At 52.9% G+C, this 19,497-nt stretch carries 15 protein-coding genes; 5 read left to right on the forward strand and 10 right to left on the reverse strand.

Annotated elements, in window-relative coordinates:
- Positions 1-404 precede the first annotated feature (404 nt).
- Positions 405-1,568 (forward strand): acyl-CoA desaturase, encoded by a 1,164-nt coding sequence (locus ACYX4J_RS17210; RefSeq protein ID WP_476177154.1) that lies wholly within the window; start codon positions 405-407, stop codon positions 1,566-1,568.
- Between the two features lie 59 nt (positions 1,569-1,627).
- On the opposite strand, the gene ACYX4J_RS17215 is transcribed toward ACYX4J_RS17210, so the two are convergent.
- The 6 genes from ACYX4J_RS17215 to ACYX4J_RS17240 all read right to left on the reverse strand — a co-directional run bounded on the left by ACYX4J_RS17215 (position 1,628) and on the right by ACYX4J_RS17240 (position 8,948).
- Positions 1,628-2,623 (reverse strand): alpha-L-glutamate ligase-like protein, encoded by a 996-nt coding sequence (locus tag ACYX4J_RS17215; protein ID WP_444892899.1) that lies wholly within the window; start codon positions 2,621-2,623, stop codon positions 1,628-1,630.
- A gap of 8 nt (positions 2,624-2,631) precedes the next feature.
- On the reverse strand, positions 2,632-4,164 hold the full coding sequence (locus ACYX4J_RS17220) for an inactive transglutaminase family protein (protein ID WP_476177155.1): 1,533 nt from the start codon (positions 4,162-4,164) through the stop codon (positions 2,632-2,634).
- Positions 4,165-4,219: 55 nt separating this feature from the next.
- Entirely contained in the window at positions 4,220-4,903 is a 684-nt protein-coding gene (locus tag ACYX4J_RS17225) for an ATP-dependent zinc protease family protein (protein WP_475710653.1), read from the reverse strand.
- 232 nt (positions 4,904-5,135) lie between these two features.
- Positions 5,136-5,459 carry a YqcC family protein gene (locus ACYX4J_RS17230; protein WP_475710654.1) on the reverse strand — a complete coding sequence of 108 codons (324 nt, stop codon included), beginning with the start codon at positions 5,457-5,459 and terminating at the stop codon, positions 5,136-5,138.
- A 91-nt stretch (positions 5,460-5,550) separates the two neighbouring features.
- Positions 5,551-7,686 carry an ATP-dependent DNA helicase DinG gene (dinG, locus tag ACYX4J_RS17235; RefSeq protein ID WP_444926845.1) on the reverse strand — a complete coding sequence of 712 codons (2,136 nt, stop codon included), beginning with the start codon at positions 7,684-7,686 and terminating at the stop codon, positions 5,551-5,553.
- 92 nt (positions 7,687-7,778) lie between these two features.
- Entirely contained in the window at positions 7,779-8,948 is a 1,170-nt protein-coding gene (locus tag ACYX4J_RS17240; protein WP_476177156.1) for a 1-acyl-sn-glycerol-3-phosphate acyltransferase, read from the reverse strand.
- 313 nt (positions 8,949-9,261) lie between these two features.
- Between ACYX4J_RS17240 and nhaC the strand changes: the two genes are divergently transcribed.
- From nhaC to pgi, 4 genes are all read left to right on the forward strand, one after another.
- Positions 9,262-10,728, forward strand: a complete 1,467-nt coding sequence (nhaC, locus tag ACYX4J_RS17245; RefSeq protein WP_413665846.1) for a Na+/H+ antiporter NhaC — start codon at positions 9,262-9,264, stop codon at positions 10,726-10,728.
- Positions 10,729-10,747: 19 nt separating this feature from the next.
- Complete coding sequence (locus ACYX4J_RS17250) at positions 10,748-11,794, forward strand: DUF3549 family protein (protein WP_476177157.1); 1,047 nt, start codon at positions 10,748-10,750, stop codon at positions 11,792-11,794.
- 465 nt (positions 11,795-12,259) lie between these two features.
- A complete protein-coding gene (locus ACYX4J_RS17255; RefSeq protein WP_157533369.1) occupies positions 12,260-12,454 on the forward strand; it encodes a hypothetical protein in 195 nt (64 codons plus the stop codon).
- A gap of 320 nt (positions 12,455-12,774) precedes the next feature.
- Positions 12,775-14,400: a glucose-6-phosphate isomerase gene (gene pgi / locus ACYX4J_RS17260; RefSeq protein ID WP_476177158.1), complete on the forward strand. Its 1,626-nt coding sequence runs from the start codon at positions 12,775-12,777 to the stop codon at positions 14,398-14,400.
- Between the two features lie 61 nt (positions 14,401-14,461).
- Here pgi and ACYX4J_RS17265 read toward each other — a convergent pair whose 3' ends face one another.
- The 4 genes from ACYX4J_RS17265 to sbcB form a co-directional block, all read right to left on the reverse strand.
- On the reverse strand, positions 14,462-15,226 hold the full coding sequence (locus ACYX4J_RS17265) for a slipin family protein (protein ID WP_413664548.1): 765 nt from the start codon (positions 15,224-15,226) through the stop codon (positions 14,462-14,464).
- Positions 15,227-15,289: 63 nt separating this feature from the next.
- On the reverse strand, positions 15,290-16,696 hold the full coding sequence (locus ACYX4J_RS17270) for an NfeD family protein (protein WP_476177159.1): 1,407 nt from the start codon (positions 16,694-16,696) through the stop codon (positions 15,290-15,292).
- Between the two features lie 195 nt (positions 16,697-16,891).
- Positions 16,892-17,908, reverse strand: coding sequence for an aspartate carbamoyltransferase (locus ACYX4J_RS17275; RefSeq protein WP_413664546.1), 1,017 nt, complete (start codon positions 17,906-17,908; stop codon positions 16,892-16,894).
- Positions 17,909-18,019: 111 nt separating this feature from the next.
- Positions 18,020-19,471: an exodeoxyribonuclease I gene (gene sbcB, locus ACYX4J_RS17280; RefSeq protein ID WP_445356330.1), complete on the reverse strand. Its 1,452-nt coding sequence runs from the start codon at positions 19,469-19,471 to the stop codon at positions 18,020-18,022.
- Positions 19,472-19,497: the final 26 nt, after the last annotated feature.

Here is a 19,497-nt window from a genome sequence, read left to right on the forward strand (position 1 = left end):
CTAAACTAAAGCATTATGAGCTTTGCGCAAAGTGCGGGCAAAAAAAAGGCCCCGCAATGCGGGGCCGTAATCAGCGATGATGAGAGAAAACGGGAAGTCACCCAGTGTTAATGGTTTGCCATAACCCTAAGAAACTCTCCCGAAATGCGGGTCCTTTGCCCCGCACATTTACCAATGCAACCCTTATGCCAACTTTTAAAACAGCGTTTTTTAAGGCCTTAGCTTTCATACTCCAGCGCTTCTGTGGAATAGCGAACCAATGCGATCCTTCAGATGGCCAAAATGCACCAAAACAATGCATTCAAGTGAAAAGCTACGAAGAAAAAGTAAAATCTGGCCAAAGGAAATACTTCCACCCCTATCTCAAAATAGTCATGGGCAATCCTCAATAAAGGGGGCCTGCTATGAACGCAACTCCTCTAAGTTCCAGCAATCAGCGAAAACGTTTTTGGATTCCCACAATTTTATTTGCCAGCACAGGTTTGTTAGCACTTACCGCAGTACCGATTTATGGATTTGTCTACGGGTATCACTGGTATCAATGGCTTGCATTTGCCATTTTTGGTGCACTTTGCAGCTTTTCTATAGCAGCAGGAAATCACAGGTTGTGGTCACACAAAAGCTACGAAGCCCACTGGTCAATTCGACTTTTATTTATTTTATTCAGTGCGGCAGCCATGCAAAACACCACTTTAAATTGGTGTGCAAGCCATAGATACCATCACCAATTTATCGACGATAACAATCGAGACCCCTATTCAGCAGGGCGCGGCTTCTGGTTCTCCCATATGGACTGGATGATGCACGAATATCCCAGCAGTTATCTCGATTACAAAAATGTTAAGGATCTTCAAAGGGACAAGTTAGTAATGTGGCAACACAATAACTATGTTCCCATCATTATCGCCATGAACCTTGGCCTACCGATAATCTTGGGGATCATTACTGGAGACGTTCTCGGTATGGTTTTGCTGGCCGGAGTATTGCGCCTTGTGGTTAATCATCACACGACTTTTATGATTAACTCATTTGGGCATTTATGGGGCCGGCGCCCCTATAAGGAATCAATCAGCGCAAGAGATAACGCTTTCCTCAACCTATTTGTATTTGGCGAGGGTTATCACAATTATCACCACACCTTTCAGATAGATTATCGAAGTGGTATTCGCTGGTTCCAGTATGACCCTACCAAGTGGTTGATCAAATCATTGAGCCTTGTTGGACTCACCTATAATTTAAGGGTTGCCCCACCTATTCAGATCCAAAAAGTAAAGGTAGAGCAGCTTTTCAAACAAGCCAGGGAGAAAATTGAAAAGATTAAAGATAAAGAGAGCTGGCAAGAGATTCTGGAAAGTGAGGCTCGTGGATTCGCCAAGTTATTGAAGAACTGGAAATCCCTTCAATTTTTACGCCGTGGAGAAAAACACGGTCAGCCACCCAGCGAGTGGGAACTCACTTCGATCCAAACGAAAATCCAAGAACTTGAATATGGACTCAAAATGCAAGGAAAGCGGCTAAAAACTCTAATTGAAAAAATTCGACCAATCGAAGGGGCGACCACCCCCTAACCAGGCAATAGGTATTGCTTTGCAAGATAATAAAATCGATAAACTATTAGCGGACTTTCCTAGTCGCTAGCAAATTTGCGCATGGAAAATGCCACCCGTTCATCCACATTTTTCCTGAACATTTCTTCATCAAATTTTTCGATAAAGCCCAAGCGCTCGCGCAAGCCAACACCATTGGCGATTTGGATTGCCAATCCCGGGCGCGCATTAGCCTCCAATAAGAGGGGGCCACGTTCACGATCCAGGACAATGTCACAGCCTAAATAACCCAGCCCAGTCATTTCGTAACAGCTTGCCGCCAAGCGGACCAACTCGTACCAACCCGGTACCTGCAATGCATCGAAAGGCACTTCAGTATCCGGGTGCTGGTCAATTCGCAACCCGCGCATTACCGCATGACAACTTTTGCCCGTGGCCAGGTCGATACCAACACCTACAGCGCCCTGGTGCAAATTGGCTTTACCATCTGAGGCGTGGGTTGAGCAGCGCAGCATGGCCATCACCGGATAACCGCGAAAAACAATAACCCGCACATCAGGCACACCCTCAACAGAGTAGCGATCGAAGACCGGGTCAAAGTCCACCAGGGCCTCCACCATCACCCTGTCGGGTTTGCCACCGAGACTGTATAGGCCGCTGTGAATATTGCTCACGTGCCGCAAGATATCCAGCGCATCAATTTCAGCACCGGATATCTTTTTATATTTGTCGCCATTGCGACCGGCAATAACGAGAATACCTTTACCACCCGAGCCCCGTGCCGGCTTGATTACAAACTGCCATAGAGGGTCAATCACCTCCATAACTCGCTTGCGGCTGGCAGGGCTTTCAAATGCCTCGATCAACTCGGGCACAGGAATTCCCGCTTTTTTAGCCGCGCGCTTAGTGTTTAGCTTGTCGTCGACGATGGGATATTTTTTGCGATCGTTGTAGCGCGCAATATAGTCAATATTACGCGCGTTCATCCCTAACACCCCCATGCGGCGCAGGGTCAGCGGAGATACCACTCCGCCGCGAACTTTATTGAAGATATGCTTAACTGAAAACTGCAGCATAACACCCCCTAGCGAACCAGCGGACGGAAACGCATCAACTCACTGAGTCGATATCCGGTGTAGTTGCCCACCACCAGAATAAAGGCCAGCAATACCAACAGTAACTCGGGGAAGTTGAACGTCCAATGCTCAATATAGCGGTTGGTCATTACCCACCAAGCCAGTATCGCCACTAACAAACTGCCCCCGGACTGCACCACCACCTCGTAGGGGCCATCCTCCTCCCACACAATCGACATACGCTCGATAGTCCAGGCAAGGATAATCATCGGGAAGAATGTCACTGTGAGAGCCTGCTCAATGCCCAGCTTATAGCTGACCACACTGATTGCCCCCATTATTATCACCACCGTCACCACGACGGCGGCGATCCTCGACACCAATAGCAAATTGAGCCTACTGAGATAGAACCTCACCCAAAGGCCGAGGATCAGGATCAAAGTAAAAATGGCTAAACCGGTAATCAACTGGGTTTCGATAAAGGCAATTGCCAGCAGTACCGGCATAAAGGTACCGGAGGTGCGCAGGCCCACGAATACACGCAGCAGCACCACCACCAGGGCCCCTACAGGGACCAGCAGGATCAGCTTGAAAATACTCTGCTGCTCAATGGGCAAACTGTAGATCGAGAAATCCACCAGCGCATCTTTCTCATCCTTGGTGCTGCGCATAGAGACATCGCGAGCTGGGACATCATTGGCAATCACAGAGAAGGTCACTTGGGAGTTACGACCGCCCTCAAGATCCAAAAGACTCTTGCCACCGCGCTGCCAAATAAAGAAATTTTCCGGCACACCAGGCTGGCCACTGCTGGGTTCAAACACGAGCCAACGCTTGCCATCATAGACCTCAAGCAGATCTTCTGGAGATAGTCGACGTCGATCATCCTCCAGGTAGAGGCCGCGAATACGGTGGGCGGGGATATCGGCTGTCGCCAGTACAAGCAAAGCGACATCTACAAAAGAGCGGTCGGCGTAATGGCGGAAGATCAGGTTGCGATCCTGATTTTCATCGTCATTCAGTTCGAATAGTAACTGGGTAGTTAGAGATTCCACATCGGAAGAGCGCTCACGGGCCTGTTCAACCAGAGAGTAAATCGCCAAGCGTACCGCTTCTTGCTCACGGGCCCCCAGGAAGGGTTTTTGTATCTCAGTGCTCAGATCCAGAGGCTGCGCCAGCGCAGCACCGGGACGCTGGTAGACATCCAGCTGATAGAAGAGAGATTGGGGGCCTCTTGCGGCCCGGCGAGACCAAATGGCCCGATAGGCATCATCTTCTCTCGCGATATAGAAACCAAAACCGGAGGAACTGAAGGTCTCCCCCAGTATTTCCATATTGCGCTGTTCGCGCGGGAGGGTCAGTGCGGCCTTTACCGGACCGCCATCGGCATCGAAACCCACTTTTGCTTCGATGGTCCACACGGTGCGGTACTCACCCGGCAACAGCGGAAAACCCAACTCAAGGTTTTTATAGGCGGTCAGGCCTGCTCCTACCAATGCGAGTAACGCCGCAATTACATAAACTTGGACACGCGGCGACATTCGCCATTCCCCGTAACTCTGAGGGCCCAATTAGGAACCCAATTGGATAACTGGCCTATTTAACCCCGTCTATTTGGGGTTGGCCCTGGACATTGCGCCGGCTCACATCGACAACAGCGGCATCTTTGAGGAAGTTGCGTCCCAGCAGCATCAATAAATCAGAGCCGCCCTCATCGGTCAGGTTAACTTCGACTTGGTGGGTTATACGCCCAACGGTCAGGTTAAGCTCCACTACCGGCCTGCGCTGATTATCAAAGCCCAGGCGCTCCACTCGAACATGGCGTTTTATCGGCAGCTCTACCGAAACCGGGTCCATTTTGCTCGACTGAACAATCTGGAACCTGATCCAGTCCCTGCCATCCCGCTCGAACGGAGTCAGCTTCCTGACCCGCAGTGTGGAGGTTGGTGAACCTGTATCGACAACGGATTCCAGGATCAGGCCGGGAGGCTCTATGGCCACTTCTTCTACCGATCCCAAAACCAACTTATCTTTGGCAACGGGCACTTCGACTACTTTTTCTACAGTTCGTTCGATTACCCGCTCAACAACCTTCACTTCCGGTTCCGCACAAATCACTTCCGCAGGCTCTGGGCACTGCATCGCAGAATCTGGTGATTCTACCGGTGGTGCATCTTCCGCTGGTTGAGCGGCCCTGTCCCGCCCCGGATACATCAGTGACTCACAACCGGCGAGCACCGAAAGCGTCAACATTAACCACAGAAGGAAAAATCTCTGCATACCGACCAATTACCTCAAGCCCCATTAGCAATGCCATTCGGACCGCTACAAACGCGCGGTGTTCGCTTATCTGACGGAGAAATTGCTCCCCGCCTCAGGCAAAAGGTCGATATTAGCTCATGAGCGCGGCCACTGCACAGCGATGTCCGCCGAGTCGCGGGACTCAACACTAACAATGTGACATGCCGCCCAGAGTGATTGGGAGCACCGGGCTCAGGGAATCAGAAGCCGGTTAGCCCTGCTGCAGGCGCTGATCGATAGTCTCCAAAATAGCCAGCAATGCCGCAGCATCATCCCGCCCCTTGAAGAACTCCTCGGCAACCGGAGCAATACCACACTGGCCCGGTAGGGGCATCTCCCCTTCAATCAGGACCTGCATACGCGGCAAAAAAATAAATTGAAGCCACTGGGGCAAGGTCAAAGTATCCACACAAAATGGCTCAGTGCTGGCCAGGGCTTCTGCGGGTGGCGCATTATCCTGCCAAACCTGCAGGCCGCGCAGTTCGGATTCAAGGAACAGGAGCTGATCAGCGATTTCAGAATAAATAGGTTGCATAACTCATAGAACCTTCACATTTACAGCCGTGATAATACGCAATAGCCACCTGCCCAATCTGAGTAACAGCGCAAATACGACCAAAGATTTTCTAAATTTTTCGATTAAAGGGCGGCAGTGAATTGAGTATTGCCTGACCATAGCGACGGGTAACCACCCGGCGATCCAGCAAAGTGACTGTGCCGCTGTCCCCTTCTGCCCGCAGTAAGCGCCCGCAGGCCTGCACCAATTTTAGGGCTGCATCCGGCACTGTGATTTGCATAAATGGATTGCCGCCCTTAGCTTCAATCCACTCCGCCAGCGCCGCCTCAATCGGATCATCGGGCACCGCGAAAGGCAGTTTCGCAATAACCACGTGGCGGCAGTAGTCACCAGGCAAGTCCAATCCCTCGGCAAAACTTGCAAGCCCGAACAGGATACTGCTGCCACCGCCATCGATAATCTCACGGTGGCTATCCAGCAACTGCTGGCGGGATTGCTGCCCCTGCATCAGGATTCGGTTGCGCCAGGTACCAGGGAGCGCCTCGTAAACCGTCTCCATCTGGCGCCGGGAGGAAAACAGCACCAGAGCGCCACCCTCCCCTTTCAACAGATCTGGCAACGCATCGATAATGGCGTCTGTGTGTTGCTCTGCATTGCCCGCATCTACAGCTTCCGGGGGCACTTGCAGTGTTGCACGGGAAAAATCGAAAGGACTCGGCACCACCTGATAGCTGGCATTGTCCGGAGTACCCGCACGCATTTGCAAACGATCAAATTTCCCCAAAGCTGTGAGTGTGGCCGAAGTCAGTACCGCGCCGTAACAGCGGCGCCACAAGCTGTACTCCAGGGTTTTGCCTGCGAGTATCGGTGAGCTGCAAACCTCAAAATCTGTGGAGCCGCCCCAGTCCACCAGGGTGACCCAGCGCGCCTGGGGCAATGCGCCATCAGCATCGGCACGGGCGTAATTCGCCCACAACAGAAGATTGGCCTCAGCGCGCCCATGCCAACTGCCCAACTGGGGGTACCAGCGCTCCAGATCTGCCAGGGGTACCGGCGAGTGGCCGTCCTCCATCATGCGTTGGGCGGTCTGCAACATCTTGCTGAGCAGGCTTTCCAACTCATCAAAGTCTTCCCGCAGCTTTTCCGCCAGCTGCGACATGGAATCGGGGATTACCCCACCTTCAAAGCGATGGCGGATGGTATTGCCCCGCTCATCTTCAAATTCACACAGCTCTTCAATCAGCGGCCACATCTGCTCCAACCCCTGCTTGGCAGAGGTGAGAACCGCCGGCAGCTGCTCGCCGCAGCGGTCGATCTGGGCGCCGTCACCAATCTCACCCAGCATCTGCCCCAGGGCCTTATTGGTTTGATCCAACCAACCGGTGGAAGCCCCTACGCGACTGTGGTGAGAGAAATGATTGAGAGCCTTTTCCGGTAGATGGTGGGCTTCATCAAGTACATAGATAGTCTCTTCCGGGGGCGGAAGAATCGCGCCACCACCCAGGGCCAGGTCCGCCAGCAACAGGTCGTGGTTAGCAACGATCACCTGTGTCTTGCCCAAGCTCTCTCGCGCTCGGAAGAAGCTGCAATTGGTGACATGGGGGCAGCGGCGGCCACTGCACTGGCGATGGTCAGTGGTAACCCGACTCCAATCATCCGTCTCGATCGTATCCGGCCAGTTATCCCGATCGCCATCCCAGGTACCCGATGTCAGGCTATCCGTCATCTTCTGGTAGAGAGCGACACTCTCCGCTTCCACCTGCGGGAGTTCATCTTCATAGAGACCAAGGGAAAGGCCGGTGCCGGAGGTAGAAAAGCTGGACAAGAGTTGATCCAACTTGGATAGGCAGAGATAGCGACCACGGCCCTTCGCCAGGGCAAACTCAAATTTGAGCCCGCTGTGACGAGCAACTTCTGGCAGGTCCTTGTGGATAATCTGTTCCTGCAGGGCCACCGTGGCGGTGGATATCACCAGGGTCTTGTCCTGGGCTTGGGCCAGGGGAATAGAGGCGAGAAGGTAAGCAACGGTTTTACCGGTGCCCGTACCCGCTTCAACTACACAGATATGCTCACCATCAGTCTTGTCGCTATCGCGCTCACCACTGGCATTCTGGGTGATGGAACCCAGTGAGCGGGCAATGGCGGCTACCATCAGCTTCTGCCCATAGCGGGCTTTCAGCCCTCGACCGGACAGGAATTGGCTATAGGCGCCCTGAATGGCGCTTTTGTGTTTTTCGTTGAGCACGGGGGTGAGGTCTATTCGCTAAGTGGCTGGCGCAGGGGGCGCTATTATCCACTAAGCGCCCTCTCCCCACCAGCTTCTGAACTCAGCGGGCCTTACTCATAGGCGAGGCGAGATACCACGGGATTGGCGTAGGCCTGAATAGCCTTGTCGCGCCAGCGCTCATCGACCCGAGCCATGCGCGCTTCAAACTTCTCCCGCTCTTCTTTATGTGCAGCGGGGTCCCAGGCTTTAGCCGGATATCCCACCGGTAATTGCGGAACCTCACCGTAAACCATCTCGTAGGCAATCATATTGGATGGATGCAATGTGTAGTTGCCGATAACTTGGCGATCTATTTCTTCAGCCAGGCTGTTTACATCGTTAAAATCACCTTCAATCGGCGTGCCGAAGGCGGCATGTACACGGCCTTTGTGACCGACAATGCCCTTACCAATCGAGGCCAAGTCCTCGTTTTTACCCTTCTTGTACTCGTCCTTGTGCTCGGTAACGTAAATTTCCTTGGCCTTCTGTGCATCACAGGGGTCCCATTCGTAGGAAATAGACACCGGAACAATGTGCAACTTGCGCCAAAAATCGGCAAAGGGCGTTTCCCGGTCCTTAGTCATGGCGAACATGGCGCAGAGTGCTGGATTGGTGCGATCCAGGCCATCTTTGGCGCGCCCGGAACGCTGTGCGATCCACACATGCTCGTTATCGTTGACGATGGAGTGATAGATGTAATTGGACAACTGGGTTGCTGCCTGCAGCTTTTCCCGACGACTGCCAGAACTGCGCACCACGGTGAAGCACTTGTTCAACTTCATCAGGTCGCTGGCAAACTGCTTGCTGAGCAGGTTGTCTCCAATCGCAATGCGGGAGGTCTCATGCCCTTCGCGGAACATCGCCTGAATCATCAGCGCCGGGTCCATAGCGATGTCGCGGTGATTGCTGACAAACAGGCAGGCGCGATCCCTGGGCAGGGTGTCCAGACCAGAAATGCTCAGGCCGGAGGTGGTGCGCTTGATCACCTTCTCCATATATTTGCCGACAATCTCTTGAAGATCCCGCACATTGCGAACATTGCGGAGTTCAAAGCGCAGAAACTGACGTACCAACCAGGCGACGGCGCCCTCCAGCTGAGCCAGGTTGGGGACAAGGAAATGCGCAGCTGCGTGGGACATTTCCGGGTCGGCAATTAGCCTTTTGATAACCTCGCGCACTTCATCATCGCGATAGGGGCGCATATCCTCGAATTGAGAGGGGTCTAACTCACTTGCTCTCATGAAATACTACCTGTCGGGCCTGCCTCAGACGGCCCGCACTTATTTATTTTGCGGCTGGATCAGCCGGGACTACTGGGCGCAGAACATACCGGAAGCGTCGACGAACTGCCAGCACTGGACCCGACCAGATAGTTGACCGCAGTGATAAATCCGGTTTCGACGACCAAGTCAACGCCAAAATACAGCGATGGTGCGATGATACAAAGTGGACTTCACCGCCCCAAGCTATGAGAATAAGGCTATTAACCGCCGCCGACGGCAAAACAACGATAACGAATACGGCGCTAGCCACGCAGTCAAGCAGGAGTTCACCTTGTCTCAATCCAACCCCAGCTCAGAGCCGCGCGCTCCCAGCTTAACGGACGCCCTGATCCCTCTCGGGATTCTCGTCGCCCTGTTGTCACTATCCGTATATTTCTACGGTGCAGACTCCTCCTACGGTCCCAATCAAATAGCGCTACTGCTCTGTGCCTGCGTTGTGGCCCTGATGGGGATGAAGAACGGACACAGCTGGAACGACATGGAAGGTGGGATGCTCCATGGCATTGGCCTGGTATTTGGCGCTATTCTGATCCTGCTGTCTGTAGGTGCACTTATCGGTAGCTGGATTCTGGCCGGCACAGTGCCTTCAATGATCTATTACGGCGTGCAGATTCTATCGCCACAGTGGTTCTACGCCGCCAGCTGTATTATTTGTGCCGTAGTAGGACTGAGTATTGGCTCCAGCTGGACCACAGCGGGCACCTTAGGTGTGGCACTGATGGGAATTGCCGGCGCTCTGGGCCTATCCCTTGAGGTCACTGCCGGAGCCGTAATCTCTGGCGCCTACTTCGGCGATAAGATGTCTCCGCTATCTGACACTACCAACGTGGCCGCAGCGGTAACATCCAATGATCTGTTCCAGCATATTCGCCATATGATGTCCACAGCGATCCCGGCCTTCGCGATCGCCCTGGCGGTTTTCGCTTTCCTGGGTTTTACCTCTGAAGCCAGTTCTGCCTCCGCAACTGATATCGAATCATTGCTCACCGCCCTTAGCAGTGAGTTCAAAATTTCCCTGGTTAGCCTGCTGCCTTTGATCTTGTTGCTAGCAATGGCTTGGCGCAAAGTCCCCGCTTTCCCAACATTGATCATCGGCTCCCTGGTTGGCTGTGCCATCGCACTGATTTTCGAACCGGAAGCCGCCCGTCGCCTCGGTGGCGGTGAAGGTGCACTCGCCCCCCTGAAGGGCGCCTGGTACAGCCTATTCGATGGCTATAAGTCCACTTCCACCAACGAGAACGTGGCTGCATTGCTGTCCAAAGGCGGTATGAGCAGCATGCTTAACACCGTATGGCTGATCACCTCCGCCATGGCCTTCGGCGGCGCTATGGAGCGGGCCGGATTCCTACAGGTCATCGTCCAGGGGGTTTTGTCACTGGTTAAAACAGTGGGCGGCCTGGTAACTGCCACCGTATTCACCTGCTTTGGAATGAACCTGGCCGCAGGCGATCAGTACATGGCAATTATTATTCCGGGCCGTATGTTCCGCGAAGCCTTCAAGGAAAAGGGCCTACACGGGCTTAACTTGTCTCGCACCCTCGAGGATTCCGGCACCATCACCTCTGTGCTGATTCCCTGGAATACTTGTGGTGCCTTTATGGCGGCAACGCTGGGTATTGCTACCTGGGAGTATTTACCCTTTGCCCTATTCAATATTATCTGCCCTCTGCTGGCGATCGCCTATGGCTGGTTGCACTTTAAACAGAAGCCCATTTCTGTAGCGGCTACGGCATCTTAAGGAAATAGACAAAACCCCTATGAGTGAAAGCGGTACCCTAAGCGCCCTGATCGAGCAGGCTGACTTCAAATTGCGCTGGTTCGATCTGGGCCGGCGCTTGCAGTCGGTTTCGAAATCCACTGCGGCATCCTTCGAAGCAGGTCTGGCTCCCTGGCCACACCCATACTTGCGCCAGGCCTGGACAGGCCTGCTACTGCAACCGGCCGAGGGCGGTGAACCCATCGTCTGGTTCCTGCGCTTTCCGCTGGACGAGCAGGGCAAACTGCAACTTCAAGCCCGAGATGGGTTGCTTCGAGCTCTGACACAGGAGCTCAAGCAAGGGCCCGCTTCTGAATCTGCTACGCAGCTGGACCAGTTGCTGCAGCAAAGTGGCTTGCTTTTTACCCCATCAACTGAGCGGCAGGCAGCATTTCATTCCCAAACAGCGCTTCTGCTGGGCAGCCAGCCCAGCGAATATTACGAGCCTGTCCTGCGCTATTTTGGCGACCCGGAAAATCACCGCTGGGACAACCTTGCGCTGCAAGGGATTGCCGACTTGGCCGTGCGCTGGGAAAAAGAAAGCACTTTGCTAATGCGCCAGGTTGGAAAAGTCGCGGCTCCGGTTTTTATTAATATTTGCCATTGCCTGGAAAACCAGCCGGTCGACCACCGTCTTGCAGCAGCCATTATTGAGCGAGCAGAGCAAGAACTGACCGCAAACACGCCGGATATCTCGGTGGCCGCTGCTGCTATCAGGGGTATCTCTCACTCACCAGCCACAGGATTGCGACAGGCATTTATACAGTCACTTTTGGCTGAAGATGCCAGCAACCGGAATAAAGAAGTCCTGGCCGCAATAGGCAGTCGCTGCGTCCAAGATTTGGAAGGACAAGAATTGGCCGCACAGTGGGTTGGCAAGCTGGCCGATGCCGCTGACCAGCAGACTTTTAACTTACTGCTTTCCGATTTAATGTTCATTCCGAAAGTGCGAATCGCCCTATTGAGTGCTCTCCGTGACCCGGCAAGAAAAGAAAGTCTCGCAGTAGCCTTTGGCAACTTTTTGCACGGACCCAAACCGACACACTGAAGGCCTATTGATAACACCTCTGCTGGTGTCCCCTCGCCCATTAAAGCTACGTTCACGAGTAAGAATTTTTAACAGAAAAAACTCTTACTCGTGAAACCATTTTTTTTGCATCGCAAAAAAAAATTCCCAATCCATCAAGCGGCATTGTCAGCCACAACAATAATTCTTAGAGCCCACCTCAAAACTGGCGCAATCGGTTTCAGCGTGTAGATTAAATAACTGGAATTCACCACAAAAAATGGTCAGCACAAACCACATTTTTAAAAAAAACCCTTATTTAAGTAGTTTTTTAAAATAAATTGGCGCACCTCTTTTCATAACTTGATCATTGACAGACATTTAAACCCAACGCCTATTACACTCAAATAGGCGGTACCTTTGTAGAACAGATTTTACAAAGCTGACCAACAGGTGACGTTTTATTGGCTATGCTAATGGCTAACATCAACGGAAAGGAGTTAGGGGATGAATTTCACTCCAGCCAAGTACTTAATTGGAATTATCAGTGCACTGGTTCTTGCAGGTTGCTGTAGCCCTCCGGCACCTCCAGCTTACTGCCCACCCGGCGCTGAACAAATTCCTCTATCCATGGCTTGTCCTGCAGATGCCGACTGCTGGATGGCTTCCGACAGAGTGCGCTGCATGAAGGTGGTCAAGTAAAATCTTTTTCTTGCCCGACAGCGTGGTGATTCATACTAAATGAAGTTTTGACCAAATCACCGCTGACAGACACCCGATTTACAAAGCCTTATTTAGTATGGATCACCACAAAATGCCGCTCTAACGAGCGGCATTTGTCTTTCCCCACACAGTTCCTTATCTCGAAACACTCCCTGTAATAGACTGTGATGTCTGCGGCGCTGGCCCGGCAAAGAAAATGCCGTTAGCATTGCCGCCCAGAAATAATAAATAAAATTTGATTTGTGTACGTTTTAGCCAAGTGGCAATAAAAAGGCTCAGAAGAGAACAAACCGAATACCATGACTAGTGAAACCCTGGCTTTAAGCCGTGTAGCGGCAATCTCACGGTTAAAGTCCCATTTTGACCAACATAAGTGGTCGCTGAGAGAGCTGTTTGCAACGGATCCCCAAAGGACAGAGAAGTTCAGCTCAGACGCAGCCGGAATCTATCTGGATTACAGTAAAAACCACTTGCGTGAAGACACCCTTAAGTTGCTGTTGGAATATGCCGAAGAGCAGGGTCTGAACAACCAAATTACTGCGCTAGTGAACGGGGCCATTGTCAACAATACCGAACACCGCCCTGCCCTGCACACCGCGCTGCGCTTTCAGGGGCAACCGAAAACTGAACAAGAGCGCGCGGTAAAAGATTGCCGCGAGCAAATGAAACAGTTTGCCGAGTCGGTGCACAGCCATAGCTGGCGCAGCTTCTCAGGTAAACCGATCCGCCATATCGTAAATATTGGTATCGGCGGTTCCGACCTGGGTCCGCGCATGGCGGTAGAGGCCCTCAGTCCTTGGCACAAAGACTCTATCGATGTGCACTTTGTATCAAATATCGATGGCGCAGACCTCAGTGATACCCTGGCAGGTATCGATGCGGAAGAAACCCTTTTTGTGATTGCTTCCAAATCCTTTTCTACTTTGGAAACCCGTGAAAATGCGCTGTCTGCACGTCGCTGGATATTGTCTGCCGGTTGCGATGAGTCACAGTTGGCCAAACACTTTGTTGCGGTGAGCAGTAATATTACTGCTGCTCAGGATTTCGGAATTGCTCCTGAGAATATTTTCCCAATGTGGGATTGGGTGGGTGGTCGCTACTCACTCTGGTCTGCAATCGGCCTGCCCATAGTTCTCGCTTGTGGCTATGAAGTTTTTGAACAGCTTCTGCAAGGCGCCAATGCAATGGACCAGCACTTCGCCACGGCTCCATTGGAATCCAATCTACCCGTACTGATGGCGTTGACCCAGTTCTGGTACCGCCAGTGCTGGCATACGACTAGCCACGTCGTGCTGCCCTACGCGCAGCGCCTGGCCCGATTCCCCGCCTGGTTACAGCAGCTGGATATGGAGAGCCTGGGTAAAAGTGTCGACAAGGACGGGCAGGCGCTGGGCTACCCCAGCGGCAGCGTTATCTGGGGCAGTGAAGGTACAAACGGCCAACACTCTTTCCACCAATTATTGCATCAGGGAACCGACCTTATTCCAGCAGACTTTATCGCGGTCAAGGAGCCGACGTCTGAACTCCTTGAACAGCACCGCTGGCTGCAGGCCTGCTGTATTAGCCAGAGCCAGGCGCTACTGCGAGGCAAAAGCCTGCATGAGGCCCGCCAAGAGCTGGAGGAAGCTGGTCACACTCATCGTGAGGCCCACGCCCTGGCCCCACATAAAGTGATTCCTGGCAATCGCTCCAGCAACACCCTGATTCTGGAAAAGTTAGATCCTTTCCACCTGGGCTCGCTCCTGGCACTGTACGAGCACAAGGTCTACGTTGGCGGCTGCCTGCTGGGGATCAACCCCTTTGATCAGTGGGGCGTCGAATTGGGTAAGCAGTTGAGTTCAAGAATTCATAAGGCTGCCAAGGGTGAAATTCCTCAGGATGACTGGGATAGTTCAACCCGCAGCCTGATGAAAAAGCTGCTCTAAACTCTACAAAAAAGGCCGCACTAATTAGTGCGGCCTTTTTTGGTCTTTGTTAAGGACATCGTTAACTGGATGCAGAGCCCCGCTTCAGCATTGGTTCAATTAGATCCAGTGGCAACGGAAATACAATTGTAGAGCTGTTATTTGCGCCGGCAATATCAATCATGGTTTGCATATAGCGCAAAGTAATCGCATTGGCATTTTTCGATAATTGATTCGCTGCCTCAGTCAGCTTTAAAGCTGCCTGCGCCTCCCCCTCCGCGTGTATAACTTTAGCCCGCCGCGCGCGCTCCGCCTCTGCCTGCTGTGCGATAGCCCGCACCATACTTTCATCAAGATCGATATGTTTAATCTCCACATTAGTAACTTTTACACCCCAGGCATCTGTTTGCTCATCGAGTATTTTTTGGATATCCACATTAAGCTTGTCTCGCTCACATAACATCTCATCCAGCTCGTGCTTACCCAACACCGACCGCAATGTAGTTTGCGCTAACTGGCTTACAGCCTCGTGATAAAATTCCACATTAATAATTGCAGACTGTGGATTAATCACCCGGTAATAAACCACTGCGTTGACTTTAACTGAGACATTATCCCTGCTGATAACATCCTGGGTCGGCACGTCCATAACCACAGTGCGCAGATCCACGCGCTCCATAGTTTGAACAATGGGGATGATTATAATCAGTCCTGGCCCTTTCACTGTTTGGAAACGCCCCAGGAAAAATACCACCGCGCGCTCATACTCCCGCAAAATACGAATGGCATACATCAGTAGCAGTATGAGTGCGACTACTAGTATCCCAAAAAAATAACTGAGCATCATTGGACTCTCCTTAATCCCACCTTAACTGTTGAGCGCTGTCATTAGCTCAATTGATTGCCCTACCTATTCCACCTCTACCCGTAAAACCATGCCGTGTTGGGCCACTACTCTAACTTTCTGACCCACCTCCAGAGGCTGGTTACAGGTCGCCTGCCAAATCTCTCCATCGAGATGCACCAAGATCTCTGTGCCCTTAACTTCGCTTACCACTGCAGAGCGTCCCACAAAAGCCTGGTCTGCCGAGACTTTCGGCTGGCGTAAACTGCGTCCAACAGCGGTCAATAACATCAATAAAAAGACACCACTTACACCGGCAATAGCCCCAATCAGCTGTTTGGAAACCTGCATTCCCGGCACATCACTGTCAATAAGCATTACAGAGCCAATCACCAATGCAATAATTCCGCCGATCCCCAAGGCGCCGAAACTCGGCATAAAAACCTCTGCCACAATCAGCAATGCGCCAACAATAATTAATGCAAGACCAGCGTAATTAATCGGTAAAACTTGCAAGGCATAAAATGCCAGCAACAGGCAGATAACACCAACAATCCCTGGAACGAAAGCACCGGGGCTATAGCCCTCAAAAATAAGCCCGTAAATACCCACCAATAACAAAATATAGGCCACTTGAGGATTGGTAATCAGTGCCAGCAATTCATTGCGCCAATCCGGCTCGTAACTTTCACTTTGCAACTCGGCAATATTCTCCGGAATCGTATAATCACCGGTATCGAGCAATACTTTTCGACCGGCAACCTGGCGCAATAAATCATCATCATTATCCGCAACAATATCGATAACATTCATTTTTAACGCTTCTGGAGCCGTCAGGGTCGCTGCTTCGCGTACAGCTTTTTCCGCCCAGTCTGCATTGCGCCCATGGCGCTGTGCCAACCCTCGGATAAACGCGACTGAGTCATTAACGACTTTGCGCTCCATGGCCGTCCCCGCAAGCGGTTTTTCTTTTTCTCCATCCTCACTGTCTTCCGCCTTTTCTTTTTTCTCTTCCTCCTGCTTTCCCCCCGGCATAGGTGTGCCCTGAGGTCCGCCAATCTGCACTGGCGTAGCCGCTCCCAAGGTGGTAGCAGGAGCCATAGCGGCGATCTGGCTGGCATAGAGAATATAAGTTCCCGCACTGGCGGCGCGCGCGCCGGAGGGGTAAACGTAGGTGGCAATAGGGATAGGAGACGCAAGGATATGCTGGATAATATCCCGGGAGGCCGCATCCAACCCCCCAGGAGTATCCAGGTGCAGAATCACCAACTCTGCGCCCTGGTCTGCAGCCTCCTGCGTAGCCCGCTTGAAATAATCAGTCGTCGCGGGACCTATGGCGCCATCAATTTTGAGTATGGCTACATGGGGAAAGGGCTCTTCCTGGGCGGCACTTTTGCACACAAAAAGGCTGAGCAGCAGCGCCAGGAAAACCAGGCTGCGAAAGAACAAAACGGGCGAATTCTGCTTCGACATGCATCCATCCCTGATGCGACATCTGGCTCAACGCCAATATTTGGATATTGAGTGCCACAGTGAACAAGCAAAATCACTTTAGCATTCACGACACCCTAAACCGGAAACAAAAAACCCCGGCTAATTCCATCAGATTAACAGAATTAGCCGGGGCCCTGTTTATTTCCACCGGGATTTACGCCCAGTTGAGTAGTTTTATACCCGATTGCGTCGGCTATACCAGTTCACATCGCGGGAATATTTATCTACCTGATTCTCAACACCCAGCAACATAGCAAACAGAGCCATACGCACCAGCAAGCCATTGTCGGTCTGGCGGAAAATCGCCAGGCTCGGATGTTCATTCAGGTCGGTATCCAGTTCATTCGCCTCTGCCCGTGAATCCCGTGGCAGGGGGTGCATAATTACCGTGTTAGGCTCTGCGTGGCGGGTAAAAATAGCCTTATTCAGGCGGAAGCGCCCACGGTAGCGGTTGGCCTCTTCCTGAGAGGCGAAACGCTCTTCCTGGATACGGGTGGAGTAAACAATATCCACATGGGAGATAGAGGATTCCAGCTGATCAGTAACCGTCACCTCGTGCCCGGCCCCGCGCAGCATCTCCACAATCATTTCCGGCATCGCCAGTTCCGGTGGAGAAACCAGGGTAATCTGCACCTTGCCAAACAAACACAGCAGTTTGCATAGGGAGTGCACCGTGCGGCCGTGCTTGAGGTCGCCGATCATGGCGATACGAAAATCATCCAGGGTGCGACCGTGCGCAGCCAGTTCCTTGCGAATGGTGTAGAGGTCCAACAGTGCCTGGGTGGGGTGTTCATTGGCGCCGTCGCCGCCGTTGACCACCGGCACACGACTCGCTTCAGCAAACTCAGCCACCGACCCTTCTTTTGGGTGACGCATACAAATCACGTCGCTATAGCCCGATAGCACTCGGGCGGTGTCGTAAAGGGATTCGCCCTTTGCCATAGCGCTGGCAGTAATTCCTACCGTTTCACGTACAGTACCGCCCAACAGATTAAAGGCGGCTCCAAAACTCAGGCGAGTACGGGTGCTCGGCTCCATAAACATATTGCCGAGAATCGCCCCTTCCAATACACGCGTTACCTTTTCACGCTGTGCATAGGGGGTCATTGCGTCAGCTACATCAAACACGCGCTCTATGTCAGCGCGCTCAAATTGGCTGACCGACAGAATATTGGCTCCGATAAAGTCCATGGTTACTCCAGTGGTTGCGCCTTGTGGGCGCCGGGTATTCGCGAGCGGCATTCTACTCGGGCACCAGGAAAGAGCCCAGTGGAAGAATGGCCGCTGACGTGATTCGACACATTAGGCGAGTAAGCTATCGCCCCAGTTCTCCAGCTCTGTGATCAGGGAGATGCGCTCCGGGTGCTGCACCCGCAGCTCAGACAGCTGGCGGAAGTAATCTTCCAGGGTGATTGAGGCCCCGGCAGTAGCGTCAGTTAAGCGCTGGAAACACCAGATCTGCCAGCGCTGGTGCTCTTCCTCTGACAGGGTCTCGGGGAAATTGCGCGCCCGCATACGGAATAGCAGCTCGGGTAGGCGCTTATCGGTGAAAGGCACTTCACCCGCCAAAGCTTCCGGACCTCGGGCCGCCAGTCCACGGTGCAGTTCACGGCAGATATCGCGGTCAGAGTCGCTGAGGAATCCACCGTAAAGGTCCGCTTCCACATCTCTCTCAGGGAATTCCCGATCCAGGAATACGTTGTGCAGCTTTTCCGTCAAATCGATATCTTTGAGCTTCTGCCAGTTCGCCTCACAGGTTGTGCGATCGATACCCAGCTCTGCGGCGCGCTTGTCATCCAGCATATTTGCGGGCGCCAATACCGGGCACTTGTTCAAGTGCACCAGTTTCAGCCCTACCGGCAACTCACCCTCACCCAGCTTGTCGCGAGAGGTGTATAGGCGCTCTCGCAGAGTGTCTGCATCCAGGCTGAGTAATGGCTCGGGGTCCATTGCCAGGTTGGCAACAATAACCGCATTGCGGTTAACCGGGTGACTGGCCAAGGGCATCACATAGGTCAAGTGACCATGATTAGCAGAGACCTTGCCGGAAATATGCAATAGCGGACGGCGCTCGCGCATATCGATCATCTTGGCGGCCTCCTGCTTGCGGCGCAGGCGGAACACATAGTCGTACAGCTTTGGTTGCTGTTTGCGGATCAGCCTCGCCATATCAATGGTGGCGTGCACATCCGACAGCGCATCGTGGGCGCCCTCATGGGAGATCCCATTGGCAGCGGTCAATTCTTCCAGGCGGAAGGACGGCGCACCGTCCTCACGGGTGGGCCACTGGATTCCCTCTGGGCGCAGGGCGTAGGTGAGGCGCACCATGTCAATAATGTCCCAACGGCTGTTGCCGGAGCGCCATTCCCGTTCATAGGGATCGAGCAGATTGCGATAAAGGGTGTAGCGAGTTACCTCGTCATCAAAACGCAAACTGTTGTAGCCCACCCCACAGGTGCCCGGCGCACCCAGTTCGGCGAGGATGCGCTGGATAAACTCTATTTCCGGCACTCCATTGGCCAGGGCTTTCTGCGGGCTAATGCCAGTCACCAGGCTCGCCATCGGCTGCGGCAGGCAGTCCACTGAAGGGCGGCAGTAAATCATCAATGGCTCGCCGACGATATTCAATTCTTCGTCGGTCCTGATACCGGCAAACTGCGCCGGCTTGTCGGCACCCGGGTCTGTACCCCAGGTTTCATAATCGTGCCAATAAAGTGTGGTAGAACTCACGGTACCTCCATAATTTGGCGGCATCATACCACCGAGAACCTCCTCGTCTG

This window comes from Microbulbifer sp. ABM4_008, from assembly GCF_056311705.1.

Coding starts and splice junctions, on each gene's coding strand:
- ACYX4J_RS17250 (WP_476177157.1), top strand. CDS start 10,748: ATGAGTGAAAGCGGTACCCTAAGCGCCCTGATCGAGCAGGCTGACTTC.
- ACYX4J_RS17215 (WP_444892899.1), bottom strand. CDS start 2,623: ATGCTGCAGTTTTCAGTTAAGCATATCTTCAATAAAGTTCGCGGCGGA.
- ACYX4J_RS17255 (WP_157533369.1), top strand. CDS start 12,260: ATGAATTTCACTCCAGCCAAGTACTTAATTGGAATTATCAGTGCACTG.
- ACYX4J_RS17240 (WP_476177156.1), bottom strand. CDS start 8,948: ATGAGAGCAAGTGAGTTAGACCCCTCTCAATTCGAGGATATGCGCCCC.
- ACYX4J_RS17230 (WP_475710654.1), bottom strand. CDS start 5,459: ATGCAACCTATTTATTCTGAAATCGCTGATCAGCTCCTGTTCCTTGAA.
- ACYX4J_RS17275 (WP_413664546.1), bottom strand. CDS start 17,908: ATGGACTTTATCGGAGCCAATATTCTGTCGGTCAGCCAATTTGAGCGC.
- ACYX4J_RS17225 (WP_475710653.1), bottom strand. CDS start 4,903: ATGCAGAGATTTTTCCTTCTGTGGTTAATGTTGACGCTTTCGGTGCTC.
- sbcB (WP_445356330.1), bottom strand. CDS start 19,471: ATGCCGCCAAATTATGGAGGTACCGTGAGTTCTACCACACTTTATTGG.
- ACYX4J_RS17270 (WP_476177159.1), bottom strand. CDS start 16,696: ATGTCGAAGCAGAATTCGCCCGTTTTGTTCTTTCGCAGCCTGGTTTTC.
- ACYX4J_RS17265 (WP_413664548.1), bottom strand. CDS start 15,226: ATGATGCTCAGTTATTTTTTTGGGATACTAGTAGTCGCACTCATACTG.
- ACYX4J_RS17220 (WP_476177155.1), bottom strand. CDS start 4,164: ATGTCGCCGCGTGTCCAAGTTTATGTAATTGCGGCGTTACTCGCATTG.
- pgi (WP_476177158.1), top strand. CDS start 12,775: ATGACTAGTGAAACCCTGGCTTTAAGCCGTGTAGCGGCAATCTCACGG.
- ACYX4J_RS17210 (WP_476177154.1), top strand. CDS start 405: ATGAACGCAACTCCTCTAAGTTCCAGCAATCAGCGAAAACGTTTTTGG.